The organism is Gilliamella apicola (assembly GCF_003202655.1).
Classification (GTDB): domain Bacteria; phylum Pseudomonadota; class Gammaproteobacteria; order Enterobacterales; family Orbaceae; genus Gilliamella; species Gilliamella apicola_R.
Genome location: NZ_QGLR01000013.1, coordinates 241,401 through 253,984 on the forward strand (window position 1 = coordinate 241,401; position 12,584 = coordinate 253,984).

The following is a 12,584-nucleotide window of genomic DNA, read 5'->3' on the forward strand; positions in this document are numbered from 1 at the left end:
TTTTGAATTAAATTTAAATAGAGAGATTTAAAACATGGAAAAAATTAAACTCACCGTTGCACAAGCTTTAATTAAATTTTTGGACAATCAATTTATTGAAATAGATGGCCAAGAAATTAAATTCATTGAAGGTATTTTTGGTATTTTTGGACATGGGAATGTTGTTGGATTAGGTCAAGCTTTAGAACAAGATTCAGGTCAACTCATTGTTCGTCAGGGTCGAAATGAACAAGGAATGGCTCATGCAGCAATCGGGTTTGCTAAACAAAAATTACGACGTCAAATTTATGCTTGTACATCTTCAGTTGGTCCAGGCGCTGCAAATATGATAACTGCAGCAGCAACAGCCACCGCTAATCGTATCCCATTACTTTTATTACCTGGCGATGTTTACGCAACACGGCAACCAGATCCTGTTCTTCAACAAATTGAACAATCATACGATTTGAGTTTAAGTACAAATGATGCATTTAAAGTAGTAAGTAAATATTGGGACAGAATATCCCGCCCTGAACAATTAATGAGTGCATGTGTTAATGCTATGCGTGTATTAACTGATCCTGCAGAAACTGGTGCAGTGACGATTGCTTTACCACAAGATGTACAAGGTGAATCTTATGAATATCCTGATTATTTCTTTCAAAAACGTGTTTATCGTATAGAACGAACCCCACCAACTTCAGCAATGATTAAGGATGCATTAAAAATTTTATCAGGCAAACGTAAACCACTTATTGTTTGTGGCGGTGGCGTAAAATATTCTGGGGCAGCAAATATTTTGAGTAAATTCGCTGAAAAATTTGGTATTCCATTTAGTGAAACACAAGCAGGAAAAGGGGCAATTATTTCCTCACATAGTTTAAATGTAGGAGGGATAGGTGAAACAGGATGTTTAGCTGCGAACACGTTAGCCAAAGAAGCTGATCTTATTATAGGTATAGGAACTCGTTATACTGATTTTACTACTTCATCTAAATGGATATTTCAGAATCCAACTGTTAACTATTTAAACATTAACATCTCACGATTTGATGCATTGAAACTTGATGGTATTGACATTATAGCCGATGCAAAAGTCGCATTAGAGTCTTTATTCAATGCGTTATCAGAAAGTGATTATCAAGCTGATTGGGAAGGAAAAATCGAGCAAGCTCGTAATGATTATATTAAAGAAGTTAAAAGAGTGTATTCAGTAGAATTTAATGCAACAGATTTTGTTCCAGAAATAGCTGATCATATCGATCGGGATGCTGTTTTCTTAGAATTCATTAAGTTAACCGGCTCTTCATTAACGCAAAGTCGAGCATTAGGTGTGATTAATGAAACATTAAAAGATACAGATATTATCGTCGGAGCTTCCGGTAGTTTGCCTGGTGATTTACAACGGGTATGGCAGTGTAAAGGTCAAAATACTTATCATCTTGAATATGGTTATTCATGTATGGGATATGAAGTTAATGCATCTTTAGGCGTCAAAATTGCCGAGCCAACAAAAGAGGTTTATACCTTAGTCGGGGATGGAGCTTATATGATGCTTCACTCAGAACTTGTTACATCAATTCAAGAAAAGAAAAAAATCAATGTTCTTTTATTCGATAATATGACTAATGGATGCATCAATAATCTTGAAATGGAACATGGCATGGATAGTTTTGGAACAGAATTTCGTTTTAGAAATGAGAAAACGGGCAATTTAGATGGAGGCTTTGTTCCTGTCGATTTTGCGATGAATGCGGCTTCTTTTGGTTGCAAAACATATAAAGTCAAAACAGTAGAAGAATTAAAAGCAGCGTTAAGTGATGCTCGCAAACAGACTGTGTCAACATTAATCGATATAAAAGTACTACCTAAAACTATGGTACATAAATATTTAAGTTGGTGGAGAGTAGGTGTTGCGCAAGTTTCTAATAATAAACGCATAGAAGATGTTGCGATTTGGATAAATGAAAATATTGAAAAAGCACGTCAATATTAAGCAAAAATATTTATAACGTTTTAATTAATAGAACATTATTAGTTTTTTGTTTGTTATTAACAATAAAAAACAAAAATTAAAACAGTTAGTTTCAAAAAGTGAAAAGGATAATTATATGAAAATAGCATTTGATGTTGATGTTCTTGCTAAACAGATGTCAATAAGTGATGTAGTATATAAAGTTGCTGATTGGGGATATAAATACATTGAACAATCTCCACATCCTCGAATTAATCCATTTTATAAACATCCACTTTTTTCTCGAGAATGCCAAAAAGAGTATCAAACTGCCTTGAATCGGACCGGTGTTGAGTTATCTTCGTTAATCGTTGTTTACCGTTGGAGTGGTCCGACAGAAATACAACGACAACATGCCGTTGCTAATTGGAAAAGAATTATAGAAATCGCATCAGAACTGGGTGTAAAGGTAATTAACACAGAACTTTCGGGGGATCCAAATCAACCAGAAATTTGTAACGGGATGTGGTTTAAATCAATGGAAGAACTCCTGCCTATTTTTGAGCGAGAAGGCATACGCTGTGAAATTCAAAGCCATCCTTATGATTTTTGCGAATTAAATGATGAAACCGTTGATTTAGTAAAATCATTTCGTAGCGATAATTTGACCTACGTGTATTCTACTCCACATGGATTTTATTATGACCAAGGTAAAGGGGACGTTAGGCATATGCTTGAATATGCGGGTGACGCTTTATCTCATGTTTTATTTGCAGACACTTATAATCACCTTAAAGATTGCCGTTATATTGTAAATCCTCCAACATTAAATCGTATGGGATGTTGTGATACAACTATTCATCAACATTTAGCAATGGGGGAAGGTGAAGTAGATTTTGATGGCATTTTTGAAACATTACGAAAAATGGATTTTGCAAATCGCACCTATAAAATAGGCGGTGAATCCATAGCCTGTGTTTCTTATTTTGGTTTTCCTGAAAAAATGGATAAACAAGCACCTGCCGCGAGAGAAAGAATAGAACGTGAATTATTAACTAAATAAATTGTGCTAACTTAAACCTTATCTGACAGCCATTCTTTTTTTTAAATGACTGTCAGGTTAAAAAAATATTCGTTAAAAACTATTCGTCAAAAACTATTCGTCAAAAAACTGCTCGCATTTTATAACCCATTTTTCATCTAGTAATATTTCTATTGCCGTTTGGCTACAGCATATTTAATTGTCACATAATGAAAAATATTGCCAAACTCTTGGCGTAAATTTTATAAATTAACTATATATTTTATGGTGGGATGGTTAATATAATTTTCAACAATATTTAGTAATTAAATAAATTACTAATTAAGTTGTGTTTTAAATGAGATAATGTATTTTTAAACAATTTTAAATTAATTTTTGAGAGGAATTAATTTATACTTTGATAGACATTGAAGAAATATTAAATGGAATTAAAAGTTTATAATAATATGGTTTATATCAAATATCTTATCTCTGTTGTTTTGCTTTTCCCATGCTTGGTATTAGCAATTGATTTAGATGGTCTTAAGGCAAATATCGATAAATATGATGTCGAATTAAATTTTAAAGATGGCGGTGATCTCGATCTTCTTATTGAAAATGAAGAAATTAACAATATAGAGTTATTACAAAAAAGAGCGACAGTTGATTTTTACTTTAAAATGATATTTTCCTATAAAAAAGGTCAAGGATTGAAACCAACTGGTATAAATATTTATAGTAAAAAAAGTGGTCAATTACTTCAAACTATCACTAATTTGCAAGGAATCGACTGGTCAGTATCAGGAATTGACTCTGACTATTTTAAAGCAAATATTGATAAATATGATGTCGATTTAGATTTTTATGATGATGGGTATATCTCTTTTCCTATTAAGAATGAAGAAATTAACAATATAGAGTTATTACAAAAAAGATCGACAGATGATTTTTATTTTAAAATGATACTTTCCTATAAAAAAGGTCAAGGATTGAAACCAACAGGTTTAAATATTTATAGTAAGAAAAGTGGCCAATTATTTCAAACTATCAATAATTTAAAAGGATTTGACTTTTTGGGGGAATATTCAATAGGTGCGGTTAACCATATTGATGATAGCTATCGCTTTGCTCCAGATTATTTTGACCATAATGGAATAGAAATCGACTATAATTTTGATGGTAATTATAATGATTTTTACATAGCCAGAGCAGTTGATGATATGGAAGATGCCCCCATCATTTATCGTTACTATTCTTATGATAAGAAGAAAAATAAGTTCATTTATCTCAATTTAGATGGTCGTTATATCGATTTTGATTCCAATAAAAAAATTGCAAAAAGGAAAAAAATTTGTGAAATTAATAACTATTCCGCAGTTATTTTAAATGAAACTTATCGTTTCAAAGCAGAAAGTAGTAACTATACTTTAACGAATTCAACCTGTACTTATAAAGAATATGAGTCTTTTAGAGGTTTTGAAGGACAAGCTTTTAAAATTTCTCGTCAATGTTCACAGAAAGAAAAAAATTTTTGTATTAAAGAAAACGAACTAGATAAAGATTTTGATTAATTAGTTATAAAATATAACATTAAATTATTTTTATAAGCATTAATAAATAGCAAATCGCCTTGCAATATTATTAATATTGAGAGTAATAAGCAGTGGTGTTTTAGCTGAACGCTATATTAACTAAAGACTCATTTATACTTCATCAACAATCCAAGTCGATGAAGTATATGAAAAACCGTTTAATGTCCTGTTTAATATAGCCAATTTATTGGTTGTGAGCATCATCTAATAGTTAGGCGATCATTATAATCGCCTAACGTTTAGTGATGCTAAATGTCTTTAATATGCAATACCTACAAACTCAAATCCGGCTTCATTGATTGCGGCAATAGCTGCTTCTTGCGAAATAGTACCACCTTCAATATCAACCTCACGCTTGGTCAAATCAACAGTAACTTTCGCTTTAGGATCAATATCATTAATTGCTTTAGTGATGGTTTTAACACAATGTTGGCAACTCATATTATCAACTATTAATTTCATCGTTAACCCCTTTTGGTTATTAAATAATTTCAGATGGTTATGCCGCAAAATTAGGGTATCCCCCTAATTAAAATTGCTTGCTAAGTAAAGTATTTATATTACGCCAATAAACCGACAAAAAAAATAGAAAATCATCATGTCATTGTCCTCCACCCTAAGCTTAGTAACAGGGTCTACATTAGACTTACCGGTAATTTACTGAACGAGATTGGCTTTTTTCCAGCTTTTTCGTAACGGTTTAAAATGAGCAAAACAAGCTGATTATTGAGTAGGAGAATTATTTCCAATCAATAATTAACAAGCTCTTCTCTGGTTATAAAGCGCTAACTAAAGGTTATTTATTGAATAGTTTCAATCTGATAGCCAGAGTTAATTTAGATGATTTATCTTTAACTTTTTTAGCGTATTGATTAAATGATTCTTCTTGTACATCACTAATAGAGTGATCAAATCGGGGGAATTCAAACTCGATTAATATATTCACCATTAAAGAGTGCTAGTTAGAACAATTTGATTTAAACTCTAACTAAGTGGTCAATATTACCGCTAAAGAAGACAAACTAATTTTCGAAATTGCGAATTAGATTACATGATTGATAATTAATTAGTCCAATTCTACGTTAGAAATAGTAGCAGCCAAAATTGTAATAAACGCTTACTTTAAAAGCATTTCAGGAGTAGCTAGTCCGGTTTCAATATCCAATCCATATAAACCCGTATCCCAACTAATCGCTTTTAATTTATTTTCTTTAATAAGAATATTAACAAAGCCACCTGATACTAAAATTTCTGTATGAACTTTCCATTTTATATACCCGACATTATCCAATAGAAAAATATTATTTGCTGCTAATTCTTTATTTCCCATAAAAATAGGATCAAAATAATCTAATAATACAACAAAATTATTATCATTAATTTTGATAAATTTTTCCGCATTTTCTCTATTGATTTTATTAATTTTCATTAGATTATCGACTTTAAATTTTTAAAATTCGAGTTTAGGAATTCTATCAATAAGTTGGTATTGTATACTAATTTTATTTAACGTGACAAAATCAGGTTAAGGAGCAACTTTTCCGATTTGCATTTTTGTTTTAGCTAATATTGTCAAACCTGTCATATATGTAGCAGCAGATGGTAATACCAAATGTTGATGTATTTGTTGCAATCATCCGCCTTTTATTCAGTTTATCTGCTTAGCTAGCCATGGCGCACAAGTATCCGCTAGGTCGCTAGTGAATTTCCAAATAAATAGTAGATATAAAAATCTTAGTTTTTAGACTGGGATCTTAATTATTTGTCATAAATATTAATTCTTATTCGACAGATGTCCTTTTGCGTTAATCTATCTGTAGTATAAATAGCATCAACATTTTTCCCTTTATTGGGTCCAGAAATAATTACAAAGTCTGGAGATTTATTTGTAATTACTTCATATGGCAGTGTATAACGCTCTTATAATTCTATTCACAGATGATCTCATAAAGTGTATCTGGAGGATTTTGATATTTTGCAAAATCAGCATGAATAACGTCTCGCATTTCAGCGAACTTTATTTTTTTTATGGTTTCAATCTGATTACAATCATTTATTGAAACGACCAATTTTGATGCATGGGTAATTTTAATCATGTCAATCAATGTATTAATAAGTATATCTAAACGCTCTTTAGGATCTGGAGGAAAAGCAATATCAGTATCCGGAGCATATTCACAATAATCTATTAAGTAAGTAGCATTAGGATAGCCAGAAACATCACCAATTATAAAAGAAAATACATTTCCACTTGGAATTAAATAGTCAGGATAATTATATAGTTCATTTTTAGTAATTCTCTCTATTCCCAATTGACTATTTTCAATATAGTCCATCAAATTTTCTAAATCAACCTGGCTTAATATTGGTTCTATATAACCATCAACAAAACTAGACATATTAACTCTCCTTTTAGTATTAATTATCTAAAATCCAATTACCTATATTTTTATCGTCTTTATGAAGATAGTTCTATAATAATCTTTATTTTTAAATATGTTACCTTTTTTATAATAGTAAGTAATACGCCTAGAACCCTTTGCTCTTAGCAGATAGGGATTTTATGGCAATAAAGCTGTGGTGATCAAAATTGAATACAATAAATTAAATTGTAAACTTGCAATACAGATCTAAAAGCACTAAAAAGATCCTCGCTGATCACACGGACATCTGATTAGCAAATATAAAAAACTTGATGACTTCCTTCTAAACTATCATAGAGATCAATCGCCTCTTGCTCCTCGGCAATAAACTCTACATCTATCGGAGCGGGTGGATTATTAGGATCTTTATACTTTCCTTTTAAAAAGGCCTTATATTGTTCCAGAATATATAAAAACTGTTCCCTATTCAGGATAACCTGATACTTTTCAACATATTCATTACCAATAAAAACGTAATCACCGGTAATTAATACCCAATAAGCATTACCAACAGCAAACTTGCCGTCCGGTGCTTCACTATTCGCTAAATCGGTTAGATTATTAATCCAAATATTGACTGAATTAACTGAGTATCGGATTACTTCTGATAGAAAACATGCAATCGCACATACACCGTAACCTTGTTTAGGTATATATCGAAAATTTTCCTCAGGCGACATTCCTGATGGATGGAATTTTCGGTAACAATCCAACCAATTTAAATATATTTTTCTATTTTTCATATATTATTTACCACAAATTAAATATTAAACTTGCAATACAGATCTAAAAAGCAGTAAAAGATCCTCGCTGATTACACGGTCATCTGATTAGCAAGCATATGGAACTTGATGAGTTCCTTCTAAGCTATTATAGAGATCAACCGCCTCTTACCCCTCGGCAATAAACTCTACATCTATCGAAGCAGGTGGATTATTAGGATCTTCATAGCTCCCTTCTAAAAAGGCCTTATATTGTTCCAGAATATATAAAAGCTGTTCCCTAGTAAGGAAATCCCTTTTTTATGTAGCTTCAAATAACCTTCTTTTAACAACTTGTTTAATACTTCAAAAAAAATTTTTTTATTTTCTTCATATGAATAGTTACTGACTTCACTAGAAGCAGGAAAACATTGCCCCCATAATAAATAGAAAGATCCAAATTCAGAATAAGTCTTTATACGATTATACTCTTGTGATGTTAGCATAGTTAAATTACCTAAATTTTAATTCTCTATTCCTAAGACCATTCTCTAGCCTCATCATTTGAGGATTTTCTCTTATATCAACAGTTCAACGTGCCCCTGTTTTGTCCGCTGATTTGGCTTATTGGAGTTTGTTTGTAAAAATAATTAAAGAGTCTACACTGTTCTATTACTATATGGGTACAAGTAAACTTGTAAGAAGGTAGCTAGAAATTGGTAAAAGTGATTTTAGACATCATGATTTTAATGCATCAGGCTAAAATGGTGATAAGTTAGAGAGATATCAAAAAATGTGTATAAAGAATCTTAACAATAATACACTTAATAATAGGATAGATTTATGATTTTTTAACCACAATTAACTTATTTAAGATTAACTATAAATAAAGTGCCACTTAATGGCCACTTACAGCTCTAACTGTAGGTAACAAAATTTCTGAACACAACTGCACATTAAAGGACTCCTGCTAAAAGAATTTGAATTTAATACCTGAGTGCCTATTATCAATACAATCGAGAAGAATAATTAAATTATTAGGCTTAGTATGCAGGTCTAAAAATAGTAAATAAAATTCCTTTTTTAGACAGGATACGCCATTATCCATGATAGATATAGATTGCCTTAGGCTTTTCAGGTACAGTTTTTTCCCATTGCATGATAGATAATATATCAATAGCCATTTCTCTCATTTCTTGCCATTCTGCACTTTGGCAAAGCGCATCATTATTCCAGTATTGAATATTAACTGACCCACTAATAGATAGCATATAAGTATCTAATTTTTTAATTGCACTCCATTGTTCATCTGTTATAGAAATCATACTAAGATCATTTAATTCATCTAAAGCTATCTGCCATTCAACAGCTAATTCATCAGCTACATTAGCAAATTCAGGAAACAAACTTTTCTGGATTTCATAAGGCAGGGCTATTACTTGAGTAACCCATTTTATTTTATTGATATTCTACCCCTTTGGTTTATTTATTATTGTTACCTTTTCGCCTAAAATTAGCTTATAGATACTTGGATTAACAATTTTAATTATACCTTTGTCGTTGTCGACACTTTTTAATAACTTCGCTCATGTTCTCCTTCTCCTGAATGTATTTGTATCTGACTCAGTAAGCTAAACGTTAAAACAAGCTCCTCTCTGTGCTGTTATAGTGGCATTTTAGCCAATAATTCAGCAATTTGATTAGTATCTTCTGCCTGAAGTTCTATATATTTCTCACACGCTAAACGAACATAGTGATAACAAGTACTTTCACTAACAATGACCGTACCATCTTCTGTTGGAGGTAACCAATAGCGAACTCAACACCTTCAAAAAGTTCGCTTTCATCATAACAGTTCATATCAGGAAAGTTGCAATACACACCATCCAGCATAAACGATTCGCTATTAATAATACTTTCAACAATAATTAGAAAATAGCCATCATTATATAAGGTCAAAGTACTCTTTTATAATTCTATGCGAATCAGAAAATAATAAGAATTATTTCAAACAGATGCTTATTTAATTTTGAAAACTCATCTAATTCCATTTATGGTATCTTCCAAAATATATTCCTCTATAATTATAATTTACGAATTCGGATGAAAATTAGTAACCATACCAGGGAGTTATTAGGTGAGGAGCTAACTTTTAAATTTAAAAATAACCCTGTTTTATCCTTTATTGTATTATCAACTTGAGTTAATGATTGAATCAATATTTAAGGCATAACGTTTTTATTTATTTAACTCTATCTCTGATGAGTTGTTAGTCGGAGGATAATTTTTTATCGCTTCTCTATAGCCATCACAACTAGGAAGATACTCCATTAAAAAGTCAAAATCCCATATTGGTGACTCAATATTATTAAACCTACTAATGTCTAGAATTTTATTCTTCATTGCTATTTCTGATTCTTTTTGGTGATTTATTTTGGTTATACCTTCATAACCACCCACCAAATCATCACATCCAATGATAAATGGTAGGATATTCTCTTCTTCCAGTTCTAAAAAAACGCTACCATTAAAAATTGCTCGACTATAAATCTTTGAATCTAAATGTTCTATGTCTCTACCACCACATACCGCATAGCGATCTTTAATATTAAACTTCAAGCCAGATGAGTGATAATAATTATGATCATTATGGATAACTCTTAAGTCGTAGCAGCAAATATTTTCAATAGTAAGTAAGGCTTTTTTAGCTAATATGATTAAATCCTTATCAATGTTGATAATACTTTTTGGGTTAACAGATAATATTTGATTACGGCATATGTCTTCATCCATAGTTATCGATACATTTTCTAAACGCATTCGAAAGGTTGAGGTTTCTTTTTCTATAATGGGTAAAGATACGTAACTTTTTATCCCACTTAAACCATCAAAATCAATACAATAGCAATTAGTTAGATCAATTTTATATTTCATAATATTACTCTGATTTTTTGATTTTATTTTAAACTCGTATTCATCTATAAATTTAGAGTTAATTGGTGTTCCTTTTGATTGGCAATACCCTTCGCTTAGAGCTGTTTTTTTACTCACCAATATCAACTCCTCTTTATCAGCTATTGTTTCTACATTATTCAGATGTTTGTTATTCCTGCCTCTACGAATAATTATGGTACCTTCATTACTTAAAACTCGAGGTACTAGATCATTCAAAGGCTTATAATCGTATGGATTAGCCATAATAATTGTATTTTGTAAGCGATTTGCTATATTTTTTCAAGTTATTGACATCTCCAGGATGGACCCGCTGCCATTGGATAAGCAGAGGGAGAGATATTATATGCGCCTGCTATCGGATTTAATCCTGTACCAATATTTAATGTGCCTCCTTGCTCTAGCTGACTTAAATATTTGGATTTTGCCTTCACTCCTTTTATTCCCAGACAAACTTCATTCAGCCCCAAAGAGTCTATCGACTTATTGGGTTAGCAATCCAAAACCAGAACAATAAAACCATGAACAAAACCTAGTTTAAAATTCGGTTACAGCCTCAAATAATGGGTAAACAAATCTCAGACTACAACTGACCATTAAAGACTGCGGGTTGGAAGGCTTAGGCTTTATAATCGGCCAGCAGGCACCTTCAATTGGTAGCAGAAGCTATTGGTTATCCGACTTGAGAGGATGAGCTAAGAGATAAAAACAAGATCCTCAATGTAAGTGGGGATTATTTAACTTACAAGTTAATATTATTCTCTCTTGCAAGTTTACTAAGCGTATTACCAAAATCTAATAATTCTTCTCTTGTCCAACCAGTTAAAGTCGGAATTTCTTCTTTTTTACAAGATATTAGAACGGCTGATTCTAATTCTCGGATCAAATTAAACTCTTTTTCCGTTATTTCTACTAATAAAGAATTATCATTTTTTTCTACAATTTTCATTTTATTATATTTCTACTATTTCAACTGAGGAGTATTTTGTGTTGGCAAGCGATTCAAATAATTATCCCAACCAATATCATAATCGGGCCTGAATGCTATACTTTCGCCTTTATCTGAGTTTCTTATAAAAAGAGGTTCCCCACGAGATGGTAAGGATTACTTAATTTTATAATTTATTTAGCCAATAACAAGATGTATATTATTTATCATTATGAATTCTTTAAAATAAATAGCATATGTACTAGCCAATCTTTGCTTGATGACCATTCATTCGGGTAATAATAATTACAATCAATATCATCTAATATAATTCTTTGTAATTCGTTTTCATTATATGAAGAGTCAATCAATGATTGAATTTCTTTTATCATTTCTTGTTGTTCTTGGGCTGTTTCTGTTTTTTTATATGACAATAAAGCTTCTTCAGCTCCCCCAAAGATTTCTTCAAAATCTTGATTCAAATAGCATATCAAATAATAAGATAATGCAGGATATTTTTCTTTTGCAATCATGGTGTTGGGTAATCCGTAATAATTTTATGAAAGGCATTGTAGGGTTTCTTACTAAAATAATTCTGCCTTTTGAGACTTGAGATGCGCTTGTTTGACACTTTGAAATACTAATTCCTATTGGTGACGATAAATTATAATCTATCTCTAAATAATCTTTTGGGTTTCCAAATATATAGTTATTTATCTTAGATTGATTTGCATCAATCGCTTTGCTTGTAATAGCTTTAGTTGTAGTTATATCTATAAATGAGGATGCTGTTTTTACATTTACTGTAATTGCCCATCATCAATCTCCGATAAACGCCCGAAACCATCCATAACTAACTTATCTGGAGTTAACTATGGCTAAGGCACATTCTAAGCTAAAATCAACCACATGCAAAGAACCTGCACCACAACCCAACGAACGGTTTTATACCATTGGCTACGTGCCACAAGGCATAAAACCTAACCCACGACCACAACTGACCATTAAAGGCAGGTGGCTGGAGCAGATAGGCT

At 31.4% G+C, this 12,584-nt stretch carries 17 protein-coding genes; 4 read left to right on the forward strand and 13 right to left on the reverse strand.

Features of this window, described 5'->3' with window-relative positions; translation table 11 throughout:
- The first annotated feature begins 34 nt into the window (after nucleotides 1-34).
- From iolD to DKK70_RS12415, 3 genes are all read left to right on the forward strand, one after another.
- Nucleotides 35-1,975, forward strand: coding sequence for a 3D-(3,5/4)-trihydroxycyclohexane-1,2-dione acylhydrolase (decyclizing) (iolD, locus tag DKK70_RS12405; protein ID WP_110434292.1), 1,941 nt, complete (start codon nucleotides 35-37; stop codon nucleotides 1,973-1,975).
- A gap of 115 nt (nucleotides 1,976-2,090) precedes the next feature.
- Nucleotides 2,091-2,996, forward strand: a complete 906-nt coding sequence (locus DKK70_RS12410) for a sugar phosphate isomerase/epimerase family protein (RefSeq protein WP_110434293.1) — start codon at nucleotides 2,091-2,093, stop codon at nucleotides 2,994-2,996.
- Between the two features lie 401 nt (nucleotides 2,997-3,397).
- Nucleotides 3,398-4,525 (forward strand): hypothetical protein, encoded by a 1,128-nt coding sequence (locus tag DKK70_RS12415; RefSeq protein WP_110434294.1) that lies wholly within the window; start codon nucleotides 3,398-3,400, stop codon nucleotides 4,523-4,525.
- Between the two features lie 279 nt (nucleotides 4,526-4,804).
- Here the strand turns inward: DKK70_RS12415 and DKK70_RS12420 are convergent, their stop codons facing one another.
- From DKK70_RS12420 to DKK70_RS17680, 13 genes are all read right to left on the reverse strand, one after another.
- Complete coding sequence (locus DKK70_RS12420) at nucleotides 4,805-5,008, reverse strand: heavy-metal-associated domain-containing protein (protein WP_110434295.1); 204 nt, start codon at nucleotides 5,006-5,008, stop codon at nucleotides 4,805-4,807.
- Between the two features lie 655 nt (nucleotides 5,009-5,663).
- Nucleotides 5,664-5,975, reverse strand: a complete 312-nt coding sequence (locus tag DKK70_RS12425) for a hypothetical protein (protein WP_110434296.1) — start codon at nucleotides 5,973-5,975, stop codon at nucleotides 5,664-5,666.
- A 329-nt stretch (nucleotides 5,976-6,304) separates the two neighbouring features.
- A complete protein-coding gene (locus DKK70_RS17670) occupies nucleotides 6,305-6,454 on the reverse strand; it encodes a hypothetical protein (protein ID WP_181416011.1) in 150 nt (49 codons plus the stop codon).
- 20 nt (nucleotides 6,455-6,474) lie between these two features.
- Nucleotides 6,475-6,945: a hypothetical protein gene (locus DKK70_RS12430; RefSeq protein WP_110434297.1), complete on the reverse strand. Its 471-nt coding sequence runs from the start codon at nucleotides 6,943-6,945 to the stop codon at nucleotides 6,475-6,477.
- Nucleotides 6,946-7,220: 275 nt separating this feature from the next.
- Nucleotides 7,221-7,712, reverse strand: a complete 492-nt coding sequence (locus DKK70_RS12435; RefSeq protein WP_110434298.1) for a DUF5376 family protein — start codon at nucleotides 7,710-7,712, stop codon at nucleotides 7,221-7,223.
- Between the two features lie 1,058 nt (nucleotides 7,713-8,770).
- On the reverse strand, nucleotides 8,771-9,076 hold the full coding sequence (locus DKK70_RS12445; RefSeq protein WP_219999778.1) for a hypothetical protein: 306 nt from the start codon (nucleotides 9,074-9,076) through the stop codon (nucleotides 8,771-8,773).
- A gap of 257 nt (nucleotides 9,077-9,333) precedes the next feature.
- The gene (gene cdiI / locus DKK70_RS17675) at nucleotides 9,334-9,450 is read right to left on the reverse strand and encodes a ribonuclease toxin immunity protein CdiI (RefSeq protein WP_375334993.1); all 117 of its coding nucleotides are present in this window, start codon (nucleotides 9,448-9,450) and stop codon (nucleotides 9,334-9,336) included.
- On the reverse strand, nucleotides 9,411-9,629 hold the full coding sequence (cdiI, locus tag DKK70_RS12450; RefSeq protein WP_219999779.1) for a ribonuclease toxin immunity protein CdiI: 219 nt from the start codon (nucleotides 9,627-9,629) through the stop codon (nucleotides 9,411-9,413). The genes cdiI (DKK70_RS17675) and cdiI (DKK70_RS12450) overlap by 40 nt, the downstream gene beginning before the upstream one ends.
- Before the next feature lie 279 nt (nucleotides 9,630-9,908).
- Entirely contained in the window at nucleotides 9,909-10,868 is a 960-nt protein-coding gene (locus tag DKK70_RS12455; RefSeq protein ID WP_146210877.1) for a hypothetical protein, read from the reverse strand.
- Nucleotides 10,869-10,909: 41 nt separating this feature from the next.
- Nucleotides 10,910-11,056, reverse strand: coding sequence for a hypothetical protein (locus tag DKK70_RS16860; RefSeq protein ID WP_181416005.1), 147 nt, complete (start codon nucleotides 11,054-11,056; stop codon nucleotides 10,910-10,912).
- 308 nt (nucleotides 11,057-11,364) lie between these two features.
- A complete protein-coding gene (locus tag DKK70_RS12465; RefSeq protein WP_110434303.1) occupies nucleotides 11,365-11,571 on the reverse strand; it encodes a hypothetical protein in 207 nt (68 codons plus the stop codon).
- Nucleotides 11,572-11,780: 209 nt separating this feature from the next.
- Nucleotides 11,781-12,083, reverse strand: coding sequence for a contact-dependent growth inhibition system immunity protein (locus DKK70_RS12470; protein WP_181416006.1), 303 nt, complete (start codon nucleotides 12,081-12,083; stop codon nucleotides 11,781-11,783).
- Entirely contained in the window at nucleotides 12,016-12,360 is a 345-nt protein-coding gene (locus DKK70_RS17680; protein ID WP_181416012.1) for an RNase A-like domain-containing protein, read from the reverse strand. Before DKK70_RS17680 ends, DKK70_RS12470 begins: the two co-directional genes overlap by 68 nt.
- Nucleotides 12,361-12,424: 64 nt before the next feature.
- On the opposite strand from DKK70_RS17680, the gene DKK70_RS17685 reads away from it, so the two are divergent.
- The coding region (locus DKK70_RS17685; RefSeq protein WP_110433746.1) for a SymE family type I addiction module toxin at nucleotides 12,425-12,584 on the forward strand (160 nt) is incomplete at its 3' end.

What these genes read in the sequence shown, in the direction of transcription:
- iolD (WP_110434292.1), top strand. Translation starts at nt 35, where the DNA reads ATGGAAAAAATTAAACTCACCGTTGCACAAGCTTTAATTAAATTTTTG.
- DKK70_RS12410 (WP_110434293.1), top strand. Translation starts at nt 2,091, where the DNA reads ATGAAAATAGCATTTGATGTTGATGTTCTTGCTAAACAGATGTCAATA.
- DKK70_RS12415 (WP_110434294.1), top strand. Translation starts at nt 3,398, where the DNA reads ATGGAATTAAAAGTTTATAATAATATGGTTTATATCAAATATCTTATC.
- DKK70_RS12420 (WP_110434295.1), bottom strand. Translation starts at nt 5,008, where the DNA reads ATGAAATTAATAGTTGATAATATGAGTTGCCAACATTGTGTTAAAACC.
- DKK70_RS12425 (WP_110434296.1), bottom strand. Translation starts at nt 5,975, where the DNA reads ATGAAAATTAATAAAATCAATAGAGAAAATGCGGAAAAATTTATCAAA.
- DKK70_RS12430 (WP_110434297.1), bottom strand. Translation starts at nt 6,945, where the DNA reads ATGTCTAGTTTTGTTGATGGTTATATAGAACCAATATTAAGCCAGGTT.
- DKK70_RS12435 (WP_110434298.1), bottom strand. Translation starts at nt 7,712, where the DNA reads ATGAAAAATAGAAAAATATATTTAAATTGGTTGGATTGTTACCGAAAA.
- DKK70_RS12455 (WP_146210877.1), bottom strand. Translation starts at nt 10,868, where the DNA reads ATGGCTAATCCATACGATTATAAGCCTTTGAATGATCTAGTACCTCGA.
- DKK70_RS12465 (WP_110434303.1), bottom strand. Translation starts at nt 11,571, where the DNA reads ATGAAAATTGTAGAAAAAAATGATAATTCTTTATTAGTAGAAATAACG.
- DKK70_RS12470 (WP_181416006.1), bottom strand. Translation starts at nt 12,083, where the DNA reads ATGATTGCAAAAGAAAAATATCCTGCATTATCTTATTATTTGATATGC.